General features: G+C 36.4%; 20 protein-coding genes and 1 other annotated feature. Of the genes, 14 read left to right on the top strand and 6 right to left on the bottom strand.

The annotated features are described in order from the left end of the window. The first annotated feature begins 6 nt into the window (after positions 1 to 6). The gene (locus tag IGL23_RS10595; protein ID WP_033594416.1) at positions 7 to 1,605 is read left to right on the top strand and encodes a glycosyltransferase family 39 protein; all 1,599 of its coding nucleotides are present in this window, start codon (positions 7 to 9) and stop codon (positions 1,603 to 1,605) included. A gap of 147 nt (positions 1,606 to 1,752) precedes the next feature. Here IGL23_RS10595 and cbpA read toward each other — a convergent pair whose 3' ends face one another. After that, positions 1,753 to 2,391, bottom strand: coding sequence for a cyclic di-AMP binding protein CbpA (cbpA, locus tag IGL23_RS10590; RefSeq protein ID WP_002365057.1), 639 nt, complete (start codon positions 2,389 to 2,391; stop codon positions 1,753 to 1,755). A 285-nt stretch (positions 2,392 to 2,676) separates the two neighbouring features. Here cbpA and rpmG point away from each other — a divergent pair, with 285 nt between their 5' ends. The 4 genes from rpmG to IGL23_RS10570 all read left to right on the top strand — a co-directional run bounded on the left by rpmG (position 2,677) and on the right by IGL23_RS10570 (position 4,688). Further along, positions 2,677 to 2,829 (top strand): 50S ribosomal protein L33, encoded by a 153-nt coding sequence (gene rpmG / locus IGL23_RS10585; RefSeq protein ID WP_002356408.1) that lies wholly within the window; start codon positions 2,677 to 2,679, stop codon positions 2,827 to 2,829. A 20-nt stretch (positions 2,830 to 2,849) separates the two neighbouring features. Continuing rightward, positions 2,850 to 3,020 carry a preprotein translocase subunit SecE gene (gene secE / locus IGL23_RS10580; RefSeq protein WP_002356409.1) on the top strand — a complete coding sequence of 57 codons (171 nt, stop codon included), beginning with the start codon at positions 2,850 to 2,852 and terminating at the stop codon, positions 3,018 to 3,020. 124 nt (positions 3,021 to 3,144) lie between these two features. Continuing rightward, a complete protein-coding gene (gene nusG / locus IGL23_RS10575; RefSeq protein ID WP_002384070.1) occupies positions 3,145 to 3,690 on the top strand; it encodes a transcription termination/antitermination protein NusG in 546 nt (181 codons plus the stop codon). Positions 3,691 to 3,800: 110 nt separating this feature from the next. Beyond that, the gene (locus IGL23_RS10570; protein ID WP_033594417.1) at positions 3,801 to 4,688 is read left to right on the top strand and encodes an alpha/beta hydrolase; all 888 of its coding nucleotides are present in this window, start codon (positions 3,801 to 3,803) and stop codon (positions 4,686 to 4,688) included. Positions 4,689 to 4,780: 92 nt separating this feature from the next. Here IGL23_RS10570 and IGL23_RS10565 read toward each other — a convergent pair whose 3' ends face one another. Then, positions 4,781 to 5,503, bottom strand: coding sequence for a MurR/RpiR family transcriptional regulator (locus IGL23_RS10565; RefSeq protein WP_430619649.1), 723 nt, complete (start codon positions 5,501 to 5,503; stop codon positions 4,781 to 4,783). 77 nt (positions 5,504 to 5,580) lie between these two features. Between IGL23_RS10565 and IGL23_RS10560 the strand changes: the two genes are divergently transcribed. Genes IGL23_RS10560 through IGL23_RS10550 form a run of 3 tightly spaced genes read left to right on the top strand, consistent with a single transcriptional unit; the run spans position 5,581 to position 9,168 of the window. Beyond that, on the top strand, positions 5,581 to 7,209 hold the full coding sequence (locus IGL23_RS10560; protein WP_002372306.1) for a peptide ABC transporter substrate-binding protein: 1,629 nt from the start codon (positions 5,581 to 5,583) through the stop codon (positions 7,207 to 7,209). A 13-nt stretch (positions 7,210 to 7,222) separates the two neighbouring features. After that, on the top strand, positions 7,223 to 8,326 hold the full coding sequence (locus IGL23_RS10555; RefSeq protein ID WP_033594419.1) for a M42 family metallopeptidase: 1,104 nt from the start codon (positions 7,223 to 7,225) through the stop codon (positions 8,324 to 8,326). Next, complete coding sequence (locus tag IGL23_RS10550; protein WP_016618094.1) at positions 8,323 to 9,168, top strand: M55 family metallopeptidase; 846 nt, start codon at positions 8,323 to 8,325, stop codon at positions 9,166 to 9,168. Before IGL23_RS10555 ends, IGL23_RS10550 begins: the two co-directional genes overlap by 4 nt. Before the next feature lie 64 nt (positions 9,169 to 9,232). Here IGL23_RS10550 and sdaAA read toward each other — a convergent pair whose 3' ends face one another. Continuing rightward, positions 9,233 to 10,105: an L-serine ammonia-lyase, iron-sulfur-dependent, subunit alpha gene (gene sdaAA, locus IGL23_RS10545; protein ID WP_002367199.1), complete on the bottom strand. Its 873-nt coding sequence runs from the start codon at positions 10,103 to 10,105 to the stop codon at positions 9,233 to 9,235. Between the two features lie 22 nt (positions 10,106 to 10,127). Then, positions 10,128 to 10,796, bottom strand: a complete 669-nt coding sequence (sdaAB, locus tag IGL23_RS10540; RefSeq protein ID WP_002414070.1) for an L-serine ammonia-lyase, iron-sulfur-dependent subunit beta — start codon at positions 10,794 to 10,796, stop codon at positions 10,128 to 10,130. A gap of 375 nt (positions 10,797 to 11,171) precedes the next feature. Here sdaAB and lsa(A) point away from each other — a divergent pair, with 375 nt between their 5' ends. From lsa(A) to rplL, 6 genes are all read left to right on the top strand, one after another. Next, a complete protein-coding gene (gene lsa(A) / locus IGL23_RS10535) occupies positions 11,172 to 12,668 on the top strand; it encodes an ABC-F type ribosomal protection protein Lsa(A) (protein WP_104869788.1) in 1,497 nt (498 codons plus the stop codon). A 122-nt stretch (positions 12,669 to 12,790) separates the two neighbouring features. Continuing rightward, positions 12,791 to 13,213 (top strand): 50S ribosomal protein L11, encoded by a 423-nt coding sequence (rplK, locus tag IGL23_RS10530; protein ID WP_002356424.1) that lies wholly within the window; start codon positions 12,791 to 12,793, stop codon positions 13,211 to 13,213. Positions 13,214 to 13,324: 111 nt separating this feature from the next. Further along, complete coding sequence (rplA, locus tag IGL23_RS10525) at positions 13,325 to 14,014, top strand: 50S ribosomal protein L1 (protein ID WP_002356425.1); 690 nt, start codon at positions 13,325 to 13,327, stop codon at positions 14,012 to 14,014. 62 nt (positions 14,015 to 14,076) lie between these two features. Continuing rightward, positions 14,077 to 14,206: a sequence feature (ribosomal protein L10 leader region), on the top strand. Then, positions 14,144 to 14,335: a hypothetical protein gene (locus IGL23_RS10520; protein WP_033594421.1), complete on the top strand. Its 192-nt coding sequence runs from the start codon at positions 14,144 to 14,146 to the stop codon at positions 14,333 to 14,335. Its footprint overlaps the feature before it by 63 nt. Continuing rightward, the gene (rplJ, locus tag IGL23_RS10515; RefSeq protein WP_002356426.1) at positions 14,336 to 14,836 is read left to right on the top strand and encodes a 50S ribosomal protein L10; all 501 of its coding nucleotides are present in this window, start codon (positions 14,336 to 14,338) and stop codon (positions 14,834 to 14,836) included. 62 nt (positions 14,837 to 14,898) lie between these two features. After that, complete coding sequence (gene rplL / locus IGL23_RS10510; protein ID WP_002356427.1) at positions 14,899 to 15,267, top strand: 50S ribosomal protein L7/L12; 369 nt, start codon at positions 14,899 to 14,901, stop codon at positions 15,265 to 15,267. 249 nt (positions 15,268 to 15,516) lie between these two features. Here the strand turns inward: rplL and IGL23_RS10505 are convergent, their stop codons facing one another. After that, positions 15,517 to 16,389 (bottom strand): LPXTG cell wall anchor domain-containing protein, encoded by an 873-nt coding sequence (locus IGL23_RS10505; protein WP_033594422.1) that lies wholly within the window; start codon positions 16,387 to 16,389, stop codon positions 15,517 to 15,519. Between the two features lie 319 nt (positions 16,390 to 16,708). Further along, entirely contained in the window at positions 16,709 to 17,539 is an 831-nt protein-coding gene (locus IGL23_RS10500; protein WP_002356429.1) for an AraC family transcriptional regulator, read from the bottom strand. Positions 17,540 to 17,592 lie beyond the last annotated feature (53 nt).

The following is a 17,592-nucleotide window of genomic DNA, read 5'->3' as shown; positions in this document are numbered from 1 at the left end:
ATTATAATGAATTTTATTTATAAAAAATGGCTACCTTCAGCCATAAATGGGCTTTTTTTATTTTTTATTTCGATAACATTAATAGGTGCTTTCCGCTCAGATAACTTAAAAATCAGTACTCTTACAAACCATTTTTTTTTGATACTGTTAATAGCAATACCTGCGATAGTAGTACTTCTTTTTAGTAAACATGCTAAAAAGTGGATTGATAAATATCTGTTTGGTGTAAAAAAAATATTTGTGGAAAATATAGGATTAATTACAGGCATTTATTTTATTTTTGGCTTTTGTTTACAAGTGTTTATCTTAACTAATATTTCCGCTCCTATTGGTTGGGATGTATCAGCTATTTTTAATGGTGTAAGTGCTTTGCCTGAAAATAAAGAAGTTATCAGTAATTACCTATCAATAAATCCTAATAATTCTTTTTTCTTTTTTTTGATGTATGGAATTTCTAAGGTGATGAATCTGTTTAATCATACTTGGGGATCGTCTTGGTTTGTCTGGCAGTTGTGGAATATAATTTTTATGGATATAGGATTTGTTATCTTATTTAAAGCAGCTAAGTATTTGTTTAATAAAAAAGTTGCATATTTAACTTTCTACTTGGCTTCTTTTTCATTGATGTTTTCACCATGGATTTTAGTACCATATACTGATGTAATAATGATTCCTGTTATATCAGCTGTGCTACTTTTATATGCTAAACAAATCGAGATAAAAAATAGTGGCGTATGGAATTTAATATTTATAGGTATTCTTCTAGGTATTTGTTATCTTTTAAAGCCCTCCTCTATTGTATTCTTAATAGCATGGACTATTATTATGGGAATTAAATTACTCACTACCGGAAAGCTTTATAAAAAAAATGTTTTATCATTTTTTGTAGCGATGTTTTTCTTTATAATAACTGTGGGATGTTTTTCAATTTTTCAGAAGCAGCAAACAATCGTTAATTATGATGCTGAGATGCAAAAACCGTGGACGCACTTTGTAATGATGGGTTTGACTGGATCTGGAGGATATAGTGAGAAAGATACAAGAAAAGTGAATAGCCTTCCTACATTAGAAAAGAAAAAGAAATATACAACTGAAACTATAAAGAAACGGTTGGAAGATTATGGGATGGTAGGTTACACTAAATTTCTTCTAGTAAAACATTTTAATAATACTGATCGTGGCGATTTTGGTTGGGGACGAGATGGTACACCACAAAATCCTACAAAACCTTCGAAAAGTGAATTTCAAACGAAGCTTAGAGATACCTACTATCAACAAGGAAAACGTACAAATAATCTTCGGTTTGTCATGCAAATACTGTGGATTGTAGTTTTACTAGGAATGTTGTTATCTTTTTTTGTTAAGGACATTCAAGGAGGTACACTATTAATAATAAAATTAACGATTATAGGAGCATTTCTATATTTGCTTTTATTTGAAGGTGGACGATCTAGATATTTAATTCAGTATTTACCATTCTTCTATCTTTTATCGGCAAATGGTTTGGCACGAATTAATGACATTGTTTCTATAAACGGAATAAAAAAATCATTTACATCAACGGACTATAGAGGCTCTTTGCCAATAAGGACTGATGAGTTGTAAAAAATCAATTTTAGATTCATCAGTTCCCTAAATTATAGAGATATTTTAGTATAAAATAAAAAACAACGATACAGTTCCCATAAAAGGAGCTATATTGTTGTTTTTTACTTATATTACTAATAGTTTTCGTTCGGTAATTCGTAAATTTTACTCGTCTTCTAAATTTTCCAGTTCTACAACTTTAAAGTTTTTCCGCTCTAAATGTTCTACAATGGCTGTACACGTTTCGGCAGTTGTGCCGGCTGGTAAAGTAATAAGTGTGCGACGAACAAACTCTTCACTATCGACATCCAATGTAATACAGCTGGCGATGCTGCTATATTTGGCAATGATTTTTGAAATGGCTGCTAAGTCGCCTTGTTGACCAACTGAAGCAATTGTTAAAACGTAGCTCCCTTGTTTTACATTCCAAGATTGCGCTAAAATATTTAATAAGGTGCTGTGTGTTAAAATGCCGTAAAAATAATTATTTTCATCTAAAACAGCAATGTAAGGTAGTTCTTTAATAGTAAAAAATACCTTGAAAAATGAAGTGTTGACATAAATAAATTTTGTGGCATTTTTTAACAAATAGGTAACAGGTAAACTCATATCACCACCGTTTGCTTTATGGCGGTAAATATGCATTTTATAGATATTTCCTCGGAAAATTTTTCCAGATTCGTCTAAAATTGGGACACAACGGTAACCTGAGTCTTCTAAAATAGAAAGAGCTTCTTCTAGAGTACAAGATTCATTGACGGTTGTTAAATTATCTTTTTTAATAACTACAGATTTTAATAACATAAACAGGCCTCCTAAGGGTTCATTTTTAATAAATTTATCATATCATAACTTAGCAGAAAACAATAGTTGAGACCTCAGAATAAAAGCAATTTTGTTAAAATAAATAGAAAATAAAGAAAAATCAGATATTTTATAAAAGAAATCAAGCACGTATTCGCGATAATGGTAAAAAATTACGTAAGAATCGGCACGGCGCTTCTTTAAAAAGTAAATTAAACTTTGACAACTTTTTCGAATAATGGTACTGTTAAGAAGTAAATTTGTGAATAGAGGAGGTCGAAGAACATGGCAACAAAGAAAGCAGCTCTTGCTTGTTCCGTTTGTGGCTCTCGCAACTATTCTAAATCCGTTAGTGAAGGTAAACGTGGCGAACGCTTAGAAATCAATAAATTCTGTAAATATTGTAATCAATACACGTTACATAAAGAAACGAAATAGATTTAGAGGAGGGTATCAACATGAAATTTTTCCGCAGCGTTGCTGATGAGATGAAGCAAGTAACTTGGCCAACAAAAAAACAATTGCGTAAAGATACATTAGTTGTAATTGAAACATCTATTTTATTTGCAGCATTGTTCTTTATCATGGATACTGTTATCCAAACGGCATTTGGCTGGATTTTAAAATAATTAATTCTAGTATTTCCCGACGAGGGGTGCTATAATAGTATTCGAGAAAAAGCTTCGGGAAACTGAGCTTTTTTTATTTGCTCGAAAAAAATAAACTAAAACATTTAAAGGAGCCGAATCAGTAATGGAAACTTTTGAAAGAAATTGGTACGTATTGCACACCTATTCAGGCTATGAAAATAAAGTAAAAGCAAACATTGAATCACGTGCACAAAGCATGGGGATGGGCGATTATATTTTTCGTGTCGTTGTACCAGAAGAAACAGAAAAAGAAGTCAAAAATGGTAAAGAAAAAGAAATCGTTCATAAAACTTTCCCTGGTTATGTGTTAGTGGAAATGATTATGACCGATGATTCTTGGTATATTGTTCGTAACACGCCAGGCGTAACTGGTTTTGTAGGCTCACATGGTGCTGGTAGTAAACCCGCTCCTTTATTACAAGAAGAAATTAACCACATTTTACGTTCAATTGGCATGAGCACCCGTCAATCAGACTTAGAAGTAGCGCTAGGCGATACAGTGAAAATTATCGAAGGTGCCTTTTCTGGTCTTGAAGGTGTTGTGACAGAAATCGATGAAGAAAAACAAAAATTAAAAGTAAACATCGATATGTTTGGTCGTGAAACAAGTACAGAATTAGACTTTGAACAAGTCGATAACATTGATTAATAAACAAGCTGACAAACTATTGTTCAGCTGATTGATACAGATTGTAGGGTCTGGAAAAGCAGTCAACTGACTTCTTTTCCAAGCCCTTTTTTAGTTCATCGCAGAAAGGAATGAAAAAAATGAAACATGCCCAAAAATATCGTTATTTTTCTTTGCTAATGGGTCTTGTTCTATTATTAAGTGCTTGCCAAATTGGGGCAACTACGAAGGATGACAACCAAGCCGCCACAAAAGAAGCAACTGTTGAGTTAAACCGCACAACAACACCAACGCTTTTTTTTCATGGTTACGCAGGAACTAAAAATTCGTTTGGCTCGTTACTGCATCGCTTGGAGAAACAAGGTGCCACAACTCAAGAATTAGTGCTACTCGTTAAACCTGATGGGACCGTGGTTAAAGAGCGAGGAGCTTTAAGTGGCAAAGAGACGAATCCCAGTGTTCAAGTTCTATTTGAAGATAATAAAAACAATGAATGGAATCAAACAGAATGGATAAAAAACACATTACTCTATTTACAAAAAAATTATCAAGTGAACAAAGCCAATATTGTCGGGCACTCTATGGGTGGTGTTAGTGGTTTACGTTATTTAGGAACCTATGGGCAAGACGCATCGTTACCTAAAATTGAAAAATTCGTCAGCATTGGAGCACCTTTCAATGATTTTATTGATACGAGTCAACAGCAAACCATCGAAACGGAACTAGAGAACGGCCCCACAGAAAAAAGTAGCCGCTATTTGGATTATCAAGAGATGATTAATGTTGTTCCAGAAAAACTGCCCATTTTATTAATTGGTGGTCAATTAAGTGCAACAGATTTAAGTGATGGAACGGTACCGTTATCTAGTGCCTTAGCAGTCAACGCCTTGCTAAGACAGCGAGGAACTCAAGTCACTAGCCAGATTATTAAAGGAGAAAATGCACAACATAGCCAATTACATGAAAATCCTGAAGTAGATCAATTGCTAATTGAATTTCTATGGCCGAGTAAAAAATAGCAAAAAGGCACATGTTCCATAAAAAATGGAACATGTGCCTTTTTCTATACTTTGGCTAGCGAAATAGCTTTTTTCAGCTATAATAAATAAAATTATTTATTTTTAGGAGATATTGGAATGGAATCCTCATGATTTAAATAAGCACAAATCAAGGCTTCAAAGGTGATTAATGTTTGGCCAAAAAACATTTGTGGCTGAGCGACACTTGTTGAAAACGGGCTGTAAGAGTCAGTTGAAAAAACGAGATCTGCCAGTTGACCAAGAGTTGAATTTTTGGCGCCAACAAAAGAAATGATAGGATGTTTTTTCTCTTTCGCAAGCAGAGCTGTTTCTTTTAAGTATTTTTCTTCACCAGAATGTGAAAGGATGATAAAAAGAAAATTCTGATTATTTTGACTATTTATCGAATGAGTATGGGCTGTTGTGATGCTGGGGATGCCATGAAAATTGAAAACTTCACTAATGTAAGCCGCCAAATGTCGTGAAAAGTCATGACCTAAAATAACAAATAAATGACTCTTGTGTTTGGCAAGCAGTCGACAAAACTCGTTGGTTGTTTCAAATGAAGGCGCTGTTTCAAAAGGGATTGGCTGAGAAAAATGGGCTTCTTTTAATTTGTAAATAAGTTCATTATAACCTGATAAATTTAATTTTTTGGCTAAACGAATGATGAAGCTAGGCGAAGAAAAGCAGTGTTTGGCAACTTCTCGAATACTCAAATCGGCCGCATTCGTACTTTGTTGATCCAAATAATACAAAATCTGACTTTCTGTTTTCGTTAAATGATACGTTTCTTTTAAGTAATCTAAGTTCATGAGCAAACCTCCTTTATCAGATTATAAATAATTTTGTGGGAAAAAGGTATCAAAAAATAAAAAAATGAGGTGTTTTTATGAAAAGGGCAACAAAGCAAAGGCTGTCTTTGGCAGCAATCATGGTTTTACTTCTCTCGGGCTGTGGAAGTGTTGGGAAAGAAACCAAAAAGCAAGAACAACAGGTATTACGGGTCGGGATTGATTCGGAATTATCAACGGCAGACGTGTCGTTGGCAATGGATAATACCGCAGCAGATGTAATGAGTCAAGTAGGAGAGGGACTTTTCTCCTTTGACGAAAAAGGAGAAGCGAAACCAGCATTGGCAACTGAAAAAGTACAGCCCTCCAATGATGGTTTAAGCTATACTTTTACGATTCGAAAAGATGCAAAATGGAGTAACGGCGAGCCAATCACAGCCAATGATTTTGAATATTCTTGGAAGCGCACAGTAGACCCAAAAACAGCTTCCCCGCAAGCGTATTATTTTGAAGGGCTAAAAAATTATCGTGCTATTGTTGACGGTGGCAAATCTAAAGAAGAGCTAGGGGTAACAGCCATTGATGACCATACCTTGGAAGTAGAGCTGAGCTATCCTATGAGTTATTTTCAACAATTATTGGCGGTGCCAGCTTTTTATCCTTTAAATGAAGCATTTGTCGAAAAAACGGGCAAAAACTATGGTACATCAGCTGAGTCAACACTTTACAATGGCGCCTTCACATTAGAAGGTTGGGATGGCACGAATAATACTTGGTCCTATGTGAAGAATAAAAATTATTGGGATCAAGCGAATGTTTCGCTAGATAAGGTGGATGTCCAAGTAGTTAAAGAAGTCAATACTGGGAAAAATCTTTTCGAAGGGAAAGAATTAGATGTTGTAAAAATTTCTGGAGAAATTGTTGCACAAGAACAAGGCAATGCAGCTTTGAAAATTCGTGAAATTCCTGGAACGTATTATATCCAATTAAATACGCAAAAAGATCTTTTGGCAAATAAGAATGCACGTCGAGCAATAGCATTATCATTGAATTCTGAACGTTTAGCTAAAAATGTTTTAAATGATGGCTCAAAAAAAGCACTTGGTTTCGTGCCAACAGGTTTCACTAATCAAGAAACGCAAAAAGATTTTGCAGAGGAATTAGGAGATTTAAATCCTAGTGAACCAGAAAAAGCGAAAGAGTTATGGCAAACGGCTAAAAAAGAATTAGGAATTGAAAAAGCGGAGCTAACGATTTTAAGTTCGGATACAGAAAATGCTAAAAAAATCAGTGAGTATGTTCAAGGAGCTTTAGCAGATAATTTAGAAAATTTAACAGTCAATGTTTCGCCAGTTCCTTTTAATAATCGTTTAGAAAAAAGTCGCAGCGGAGATTTCGACATTGTGGTTGGTGGCTGGACGCCAGTATATGCTGATCCAATCGATTTCTTAAACTTACTGCAATCAAAAAATTCCAATAATTTTGGTAAATGGTCTAATAAGACCTTTGATCAGTTGCTTCAAGAAGCAAACGTAACTTATGCAAACAAATATGAAGAACGTTGGAAAACATTACAAAAAGCGGATCAATTGGTTGCGGAAGAAGCACCCCTAGTTCCTCTTTATCAATTAACAGAAGCACGCTTAGTGGACGATTCTGTCCAAAATTTAGTCTATGGTCCATTAGGTTCAGGCTATTACAAATCAGTCTCTATCAGTGACAAGTAAAGGTTGGGAAAAAATGAAAAAAAGTCAAGCTGTTCAATTAATTCAGGAACTTTCAAATGCTAATGGTGTTTCAGGCTTTGAAACAGAAGTCGTTAGAATCCTTCAACACGCAACTGCGGATTTTACTATTCAACGGCTAGATGCCATTAAAAATTTATATCTTGAGAAGAAAAATAATCTAAGTGAAGGTCCAGTTGTGCTTTTTGATGCTCATAGTGACGAAGTGGGTTTTATGATTCAAGCAATTAAAGAAAACGGCTTGTTGCGTTTTCTTCCGTTAGGTGGCTGGGTCCCTAATACGATTTCTGCACAAAAAGTTCGGATTCGTAACCGGGAAGGCACCTATCTGCCAGGCGTAGTTACTAGTCGGCCCCCTCATTTTATGACACCAGAGGAACGTCAGCGGCCATTAACCATTGCTGATTTGTCGATCGACATTGGCGCTACCTCAAAAGAAGAAGTAATTGAAACGTACAAAATCGATCTTGGTGCACCGGTCATTCCAGATGTGACGTGCTGTTACAACGAACAGACAGATCTTTTTTTAGGAAAAGCTTTTGATTGTCGCATTGGCTGTGCTTGCTTAGTGGACGTCATGGAGGAGTTGAAAGAAGAGACGCTTCCATTCAAGTTAGTTGCGACAGTAACTGCACAAGAAGAAGTTGGCGAAAGAGGAGCACTTATTGCCGCAAAGCAAGTCAATCCTGATTTAGCTATTGTTTTCGAAGGCTGCCCGGCTGATGATACGGCAGAAACGCCAGAGATGATTCAATCAGCAATGGGAAAAGGACCGATGTTACGCTATTTTGATGTTTCTATGATTACGAATCCAGAATTTCAAGAGTATGCACTAGAGATTGCTAAAATACACAAAATTCCTGTTCAAGTTTCTGTTCGAAGTGGTGGTGGAACCAATGGCATGGCGATTACACAAGTTCAAGGAGCCCCGACGATTGTTGTAGGAATTCCTGTCCGTTACGCTCACACACCCCATTGCTATGTGGACTTTCAAGATTACCAAGCGGCGAAAGAATTAGTCATTCAATTAATCAAAAATTTAGATGCTGACAAAATTCAAGCACTGGTTCAGCCATTGTCAAAGGAGTGGAACAAATGAAGATTTATGTGTCATGCGATATTGAAGGATTAGCAGGTATTGCGACATTTGATATGGAAAAAGAAGACACCGTTTTATTCCGAGAATTATATCACCAACATGTGGCTTGGTTGATTGAAGGGATTCAAAAGAGTGCTAAAAATGAACAAATTACAGAAATTACTATTGCCGATTCGCATAGCCGTGGATTGAATTTAGCTTATGCGCGCTTGGCAGAAATGGATGAACGAATTTCCTTAGTGAGCGGCTTTCCTCGCATGGATTATATGATGAGTGGCTTGGATAGTAGCTATGATGTGGTCTTTTTCTTAGGTTATCATGCCGGTATTGGTAAACAAAAAGGGAATATGGATCATGGGTATAGCGCTAGTGTTGCTTATGATTTAAAAATAAACGACTTAGCGATGAATGAAACGACAATTAATGCAGCTTACGCTAGCGAATTAGGTGTCCCTGTTGGTTTAATTATCGGTGAATCAGGCTTAGAGGAACAACTTTTTCAAGAAAAAATGATGTCCAAAGTTCCCTTTGTTTCCACCAAAGAATCTCTGGGACGTTATGCAATCAAAAATAGACCCATGCAACAAGTTCGGGAAGCTATCGTAGCAACTACAAGTCAGGTGTTAACTTCCTTTGCGTTGTCTGAATTACCCCGATATGCCTTGCAAACACCTGCAACTGTAAAATTGCAATGTGTGACGACAGCACAAGCAGATCGCATTGAAATGTTACCAATGATTAAACGCATTGATGGTAGAACCGTTTCATTTGTGGGTGAAACGATGAAAGATGTCATGAATGGAATTGTCGCTGTGGTTGGTTTAGGCGGAACAAGTGATTAAAGAAGAAGCTTACGGAAAAAACGAATAGACGTTTTTTTCTGTAAGCTTCTTGCTATAGTTATTTCTATTTTTGTTTCTCTAGAATTTCTTTGCTTAAACGTTGTGCAGTTGGTGTCACCGCAAGACCGCCTTCAGCGGTTTCCTTGAAAATTTGTGGCATTTGGCGACCCACTTGGTACATTGCGTGAATGACTTCATCTGGTGGAATGACACTTCGAATCCCCGCTAAAGCCATGTCAGCTGAGATGAAGGCTTGAGAAGAACCTAATGCATTTCGCTTCACGCAAGGGACTTCAACAAGTCCCGCAACAGGATCACAAATGAGGCCCATCATATTTTTTATCGTAATGGCCACAGCTTGAGCAGATTGATCAGGCGTACCGCCAGAAGCCGCAACTAAAGCGGCACTTGCCATTGCACTAGCAGAACCGACTTCAGCTTGACAACCACCTTCGGCACCACTGATTGAGGCATTATTGGCAATCACTAAGCCAAAAGCCCCAGCTGTAAATAGAAAATCCAATTGTTGCTGATGCGTTAACTTTAAGCGATCAATAACTGCCAACAAGACGCCAGAAACTACTCCGGCACTGCCTGCGGTTGGTGTAGCACAAATCAAGCCCATTTTTGCATTAACCTCATTAACAGCAATCGCATTTCGCACGGCTTGTAAAATGGTCTCACCGCTTAAAAAGTTGCCTGAATGTATGTAATCATTTAAGCGGGTTGCATCGCCACCAGTTAGCCCTGTTACTGAGGTAACACCAGCGATTCCTTCAGCGACAGATTGTTTCATAACGGCTAGATTTTTTTCCATTGTTTCAATAATTCGTTCACGAGAATACCCGCCATGAGCCATTTCTGTTGCAATCATTAATTCGCTCACAGAAGGGTATTCTTTCGCTTGAGCTACCAAATCTTCAATTGAATAAAACATCGTATTACTCCTTTACGTTCATTTAGTCAAAATAGTTAACGCTATATATATGAGGGATTTCAGCTAATTGCATGACAATGTCACCGACTTCGGCTTGATCAACTTCAATAATCATAATCGCTTTTTCCCCTTTAGATTCTCGGGTAACGGTCATTGTACTAATATTGATATCGCTAGCTGAAAGGATGTTGGTCACCTTAGCAATCATGCCAGGAACATCTTGATGGACAACGATAAATGTTGGCGTGCCCATACTTAAAGACAATTTGAAGCCATTTAATTCAGAAATTTGAATGTTTCCACCACCAATTGAAATTCCTGTCACAGATAGTTTTCGGTCGCCAGAAGAAACCACAATTTTAACGGAATTAGGGTGGTCTGCTTTTTCACTTTTAGGAATAAAACAAACTTCCATTCCTTGTTCATAGGCAATTTCCAAAGAATTGGCTAGTTGCTCATCATCTGGTTCCATGCCTAAAAGGCCGCCAACTAAGGCGATATCTGTTCCGTGACCACGATAAGTTTTAGCAAAAGACTCATATAAATAAATGTCAACGCTATCAGGTTGCTGTCCAAAAATACTGCGAACCACTTTTCCAATTCTTGCCGCTCCAGCTGTATGAGAACTGCTTGGACCAATCATAACGGGTCCGATAATATCAAAAACACTATTAAAGCGTAACTCTTCCATTTCAGCACCTTCTTCATTAGAATATGTTTTCATTGGAAGTCTAACACAAAAAATGGCGGGGAACTAGGCAATCGCTTGTGTTTTAGCGAATAATTTAAATTTTTATCAGAATGAAAGCAAGGGGCCTTCGTTGACAAATCAGTGAAGAGATGCTAAATTCTAGATAATAAAAGACGAAAAGAGGGATTCGTGCGTTGAAAATTTAAGTTAATTTTTTAGAGAAACTGTATAACTTTGCCTGATTATAACGGGTGGAGTGTGCGGATTTTCGGAAATTAGCTTAAAGAATTCAGCCACGGGTCTTTTTGTATACCTTGGATTGATGCCGCTGATTTCCGTAAAGCTGCATCAATTTTGCTTTATGGAGGTATATTTATGTCGAAAATTGAACTAAAACAACTATCTTTTGCCTATGATAATCAAGAAGTATTGCTTTTTGATCAGGCAAATATCACGATGGATACCAATTGGAAATTAGGATTGATTGGCCGCAATGGCCGTGGGAAAACAACCTTATTAAGATTGTTACAAAAGCAGTTAGATTACCAAGGAGAGATTCTTCATCAAGTCGATTTCGTCTATTTTCCACAAACAGTTGCAGAAGAACAACAGCTCACTTATTATGTCTTACAAGAGGTGACTTCTTTTGAACAGTGGAAATTAGAACGAGAATTAACGCTTTTAAACGTTGATCCTGAAGTTTTATGGCGGCCCTTTTCTTCTTTATCAGGCGGCGAAAAGACGAAAGTTTTATTAGGTCTTCTTTTTATTGAAGAAAATGCCTTTCCTTTAATTGACGAGCCAACAAATCATTTAGATCTAGCTGGCAGACAACAAGTGGCTGAATATTTGAAGAAAAAGAAACACGGGTTTATTTTAGTCAGCCACGATCGGGCATTTGTTGATGAAGTGGTTGATCATATTTTGGCGATTGAAAAAAGTCGATTGACACTGTATCAAGGGAATTTTTCTATTTATGAAGAGCAAAAAAAATTAAGAGATGCTTTTGAACTAGCAGAAAATGAAAAAATCAAAAAAGAAGTCAATCGCTTGAAAGAAACCGCTCGTAAAAAAGCGGAATGGTCGATGAACCGTGAAGGTGATAAGTACGGCAACGCTAAGGAAAAAGGAAGCGGGGCGATTTTTGATACAGGGGCCATTGGTGCCCGGGCAGCGCGCGTAATGAAGCGCTCGAAACACATTCAACAACGTGCCGAAACACAATTAGCAGAAAAAGAAAAACTATTAAAAGATCTTGAGTATATTGATCCTTTGTCAATGGATTATCAGCCAACGCATCACAAAACATTATTGACGGTGGAAGAGCTTCGTCTGGGCTACGAGAAAAATTGGCTATTTGCGCCAATTTCTTTTTCAATAAACGCGGGAGAAATTGTCGGAATAACAGGAAAAAATGGCTCAGGAAAATCGAGCTTAATTCAGTATTTATTGGATAATTTTTCTGGGGATTCAGAAGGCGAAGCCACTTTGGCTCACCAATTAACCATTTCTTATGTGCGCCAAGATTATGAAGACAATCAAGGAACTTTATCCGAATTTGCAGAGAAAAATCAGTTAGATTACACCCAATTTTTAAATAACTTACGAAAACTTGGGATGGAGCGCGCCGTTTTCACTAATCGAATTGAGCAAATGAGTATGGGGCAACGGAAAAAAGTCGAAGTAGCCAAATCATTGTCTCAATCAGCTGAACTTTATATTTGGGATGAACCCCTTAATTACTTGGATGTATTTAATCATCAACAATTAGAAGCGCTAATCTTATCTGTGAAGCCTGCAATGCTAGTGATTGAGCATGATGCACATTTCATGAAGAAAATAACAGATAAAAAAATTGTCTTGAAATCATAAAAACATCTTGAAAAAGTAAAGGTAATCCTGTATAGTAATAGGGTATGTTTTAAATGTACGTTGAGTGGGAGGGGAAATCTCAACCCCATTAACCACGCACGAGAACTTAAGGAGGTATTTTCGTGGCTAAAAAAGTAGAAAAAATCGTTAAATTACAAATTCCTGCGGGGAAAGCAACACCAGCTCCACCAGTAGGTCCAGCGTTAGGTCAAGCAGGTATCAACATCATGGGATTCACTAAAGAATTCAATGCTCGTACAGCTGACCAAGCAGGCTTGATTATTCCAGTAGTAATCTCTGTATATGAAGATCGTTCATTTACATTCATTACTAAAACACCACCTGCTGCAGTCTTATTGAAAAAAGCTGCAAAAATCGAAAAAGGTTCAGGTGAACCAAACAAAACTAAAGTTGCAACAGTTTCAAGCGATCAAGTGAAAGAAATCGCTGAACTTAAAATGGCAGACCTAAACGCCGCTGACGTTGAAGCAGCAATGCGCATGGTTGCAGGAACTGCACGAAGCATGGGTATCATCGTAGAATAATTTTTATTCCACACTTACTCAAAGAAGTAGCTTCTCAGTTCGTTTCATATTTAAAGATATGAAAGACGTGGGAGGTACAACCGTTATAACCACAATCAAGGAGGAAACAAAATGGCTAAAAAGAGCAAAAAAATGCAAGAAGCATTGAAAAAAGTTGATGCTACAAAAGCTTACTCAGTTGAAGAAGCAGTAGCTTTAGCAAAAGATACAAACATCGCGAAATTTGACGCAACAGTTGAAGTTGCTTACAAATTGAACGTTGACCCTAAAAAAGCAGACCAACAAATCCGTGGAGCAGTTGTGCTTCCAAACGGAACTGGTAAAACACAAACTGTTTTAGTATTCGCTAAAGGCGAAAAAGCTAAAGAAGCTGAAGCTGCTGGTGCAGATTTCGTAGGCGACGACGACATGGTTGCAAAAATCCAAGGTGGATGGTTCGACTTTGACGTAGTTGTTGCGACTCCTGACATGATGGCTACAGTTGGTAAATTAGGCCGTGTCTTAGGACCAAAAGGTTTAATGCCAAACCCTAAAACTGGTACTGTAACAATGGACGTTACAAAAGCTGTTGAAGAAGTTAAAGCTGGTAAAGTAACTTACCGCGTTGACAAAGCTGGTAACATCCACGTACCAATCGGTAAAGTTTCATTTGATAACGAAAAATTGGTTGAAAACTTCAACACAATTAACGACGTATTATTGAAAGCTAAACCATCAACTGCTAAAGGTCAATACATCAAAAACATTTCAGTAACAACAACATTTGGACCTGGAATCCACGTTGACCAAGCTTCTTTCTAATTTGAAAGAAAATAATTAAAAAATTCTTGACTCACTCACTTACCCTATGGTAAAGTGAGTGAGGTTAATAATTAACTGTACCGAAGACAGTAGGTGACGCAAGTCTTAATTTCCTACCGAGGACAATTGTTGAGTTATATACAATTCGGTCCCTCTATGTCTACGGTGGCATGGAGTTTTGTTGTTTTACACGACTTTTTGAAAAAAGCCGATGTAAAACAATACTTGGCGAACGAAGTGAGCGAAGTTTCATTTGATTCTTCTACTTTACATATCGTAAACCAAGTCCAACTCCACCATCAAAATCAGGAGGTGAAATAAATGAGTGAAGCAGCAATCGCTAAAAAAGAAACCCTAGTTCAAGCAGCCGCTGAGAAATTTGAATCAGCAGCATCAGTTGTAATCGTGGACTACCGTGGTTTAACAGTTGAAGAAGTCACTAACTTACGTAAACAATTACGTGATGCAGGCGTAGAAATGAAAGTCATCAAAAACTCAATCCTTTCTCGTGCAGCTAAAAAAGTTGGTTTAGACGGCTTAGACGAAGTCTTTACAGGCCCAACTGCTGTCGCATTCAGCAACGACGATGTAGTAGCACCAGCTAAAATCATCGACGAATTTGCTAAAGATGCAAAAGCATTAGAAATCAAAGGTGGCGTCATCGAAGGAAAAGTTTCTTCAGTGGAACAAATTACTGCGTTGGCAAAACTACCAAACCGCGAAGGTTTACTATCTATGCTATTATCTGTATTACAAGCGCCAGTCCGCAACGTGGCTTACGCTGTCAAAGCAGTGGCAGAGAAAAACGAAGAAGTTGCTTAATTGCAGTCTAATTCAAACAAATAAAAAACAAACAATTTTAATTTAAATGGAGGAAATTCAAAATGGCATTAAACATTGAAAACATCGTTGCTGAGTTAGAAACAGCAACTATCTTAGAACTAAGCGAATTAGTTAAAGCTATCGAAGAAAAATTTGACGTATCAGCAGCAGCTCCTGTAGCAGTAGCTGGACCAGCAGCAGGTGGAGCAGCAGAAGAACAAACTGAATTCACTGTTGAATTAACAGCAGCTGGCGATCAAAAAGTTAAAGTTATCAAAGCAGTTCGTGAAGCAACTGGCTTAGGCTTGAAAGAAGCTAAAGCTGTAGTTGATGGCGCTCCTGCACCAGTTAAAGAAGCTGTTTCTAAAGAAGAAGCAGAAGCTTTAAAAGCTGCTTTAGAAGAAGTTGGCGCTTCAGTAACAGTAAAATAATTCATTCAACTTTTGAATGTTCGAGAACCCTTGTGTTGCAAGGGTTCTTTTTTATTAAGCTTTTAAATGGTGGTAAAGTTAGTGAATTGATTGTCAAAATAATCTTTTCGTTTAATAAAGATAAGTATTCATAGCTAAAGAGAAAATCCAGAGGATCTTAACCTCTGGATTTGATAATTTCTATAAGTTCTCGTTACCAATATTATTTGATAAAAAGCAAATTATTTAAATAATGATTGAATAGTAGGTCTATTTCTTTTTATTTTTTATAATGAATATACTAACTAAAGATAGTAAGATGATTCCAATGATAGTAAATAAAACTGATTTTTTTTCGCCAGTACTGGGAAATATCCCCTTTTTGTGCTCGGTTGAACTTGATGTAGTAGCTTTCTTCGAACTGCTCGTAGTTGTTTGTAATGTAGATTCTGTATTAGTAGTATCCGAAGAAACACTTTCAGCACTTTGATTAATTGACGTATAATCGTTTGCTTTTATTTTATCTGCCATTGCTGCTAAACCATAATCACCACGGACATCAGATGGGTAATTTTGGTTAGCGTAGTCTACCTTGACTTGATTAATTAAATCGACGAGTGTTTGATCGCTTAAATTATTTACAACATCACTATTTAAATCATATACATAAATTAACGAAAGTCGAATTTGAGGTAAATAATTTTTTAAGTCATCAATCGTTAATGTTGAGTAATCTGTAGAGTAGGAGTCCTCTGGGATAGGTTTCTCACCATATAATTTAGTAATCATTCTCGCTGTTCCACTGATGTCTTGGTTTACAAAATGAAACGAAACTTTTTTTGCGTAGTCCAGTTCGTCATCAGATAAACGATTTATCAAGGTTTCTGTTAAACCATACATACCTACGTAATTAAGAAGTGTTTGACGAAGCGATGGAAGTTCCTCGTTTTCAGCTGTAAGTGCTGTTGAATCAGTTGAAGCATTAATTGTTGTTGCTGAAGTTTCTTGAGTTAAAGAAGTAAATGTTGACTTTTCCACAGAAGCTTCATTAGCCGAATCTTCTGCCCATACATTAGAAACTGATAGTGTGGTAATCGAAACAAAACAAAAGAGTCCTAAAAACATTTTTTTCATTTTAATCATTCCTTTCGTTACCTATTGTAACATTTTTGAAATATTTTTGTAACAATTAAATATTAAGAAAAGCTTAAGAATATATACTAGGTGATAAAAAATATAAATTTTAAACTATTAATCTATCAAAAATACGATTCGTAGAGACTATTACATTAGTGTCAAAATATTTCAAAGGTGTTGGCTAAAGAAGTACTGTATTCGCTTAATGGTAGTTTCGAGTAAATTAGTCATTATATAAAAGATTGACAAGTATGCTGCATAGCGAAAACTTCGTCAATCTTTTAAAAGGATAAAAATACAGATTTAAGAATAATGACAATTTATTTTAAGTCAAAAACTGTTGACGATATTGTCGAGGCGTCATCTCTTTTTTCTGGAAGAAAAATTTTGAAAAATAAGAAGGTGAAGAAAAACCTGCTTCAAAACTGATTTCCGTGATGGTTAAGGAACTTTTTCTTAACAGAGAACAGGCTTTTTGCAATTTTAAGTTTTGTACATAAATACTAGGATTTGTTTGTTCATAACGCTGAAATAGCTTAAATAAATAGCTACGATCAATGTTATACTCAGAAGCTAATTGACTAATTGAAAGATTGTTTGAAAAATTTTCGTGAATAGCCATTTTAATTTGGTTAAATAATTGTTGGCTTTGGTTTTCGTGCTGTGTAACGGAATGATGCTCTAGATAATTCAACAATTGAAAGCTTTCACTTAAACTGCCAAAATGATTATGTTTCTTCGCTTCTTGGTAAATATTTTTAAATAAACTTTCTAATTTCTTATCAACAGTTCCTTTTAAAATACAATTTTCGGTAGTCAGGCCTATTTTTTCTAAATACTGAGACGAAAGATCTCCAACAAAACCAACCCAATGATAGGTCCAAGGATTTTGCCGATTAGGATAATAAATATTGCGACAATTGGCTGGAATCATAAACAAATCGCCAGCGGTAATGTGTTGTTTTTCCATAAAGGGTGTTGAAAAATAACCTTCACCATCGCTACAATAATGCAAAACCCAATAATTAATAGGGGCAAACTCAGTTGGTTTTGTCGGACGGCATTTTTCATAGCCAGCTTCATAAAGATGAAATTCTTGGCTAATAGGTTGATCATTAATCAGGATGCTGACATTATTTGTAAAAACATTTTGCATGCTATCACCTCTTTATAAGAGTATGTAAAGGCTTTCTAAAAGTCAACATCTTT

It is taken from the genome of Enterococcus sp. MSG3299 (assembly GCF_050555765.1).
Lineage (GTDB): Bacteria > Bacillota > Bacilli > Lactobacillales > Enterococcaceae > Enterococcus > Enterococcus faecalis.
The sequence above is the reverse complement of the archived record's forward strand: the minus strand, read 5'-3'. Positions and strand labels throughout refer to the sequence as shown.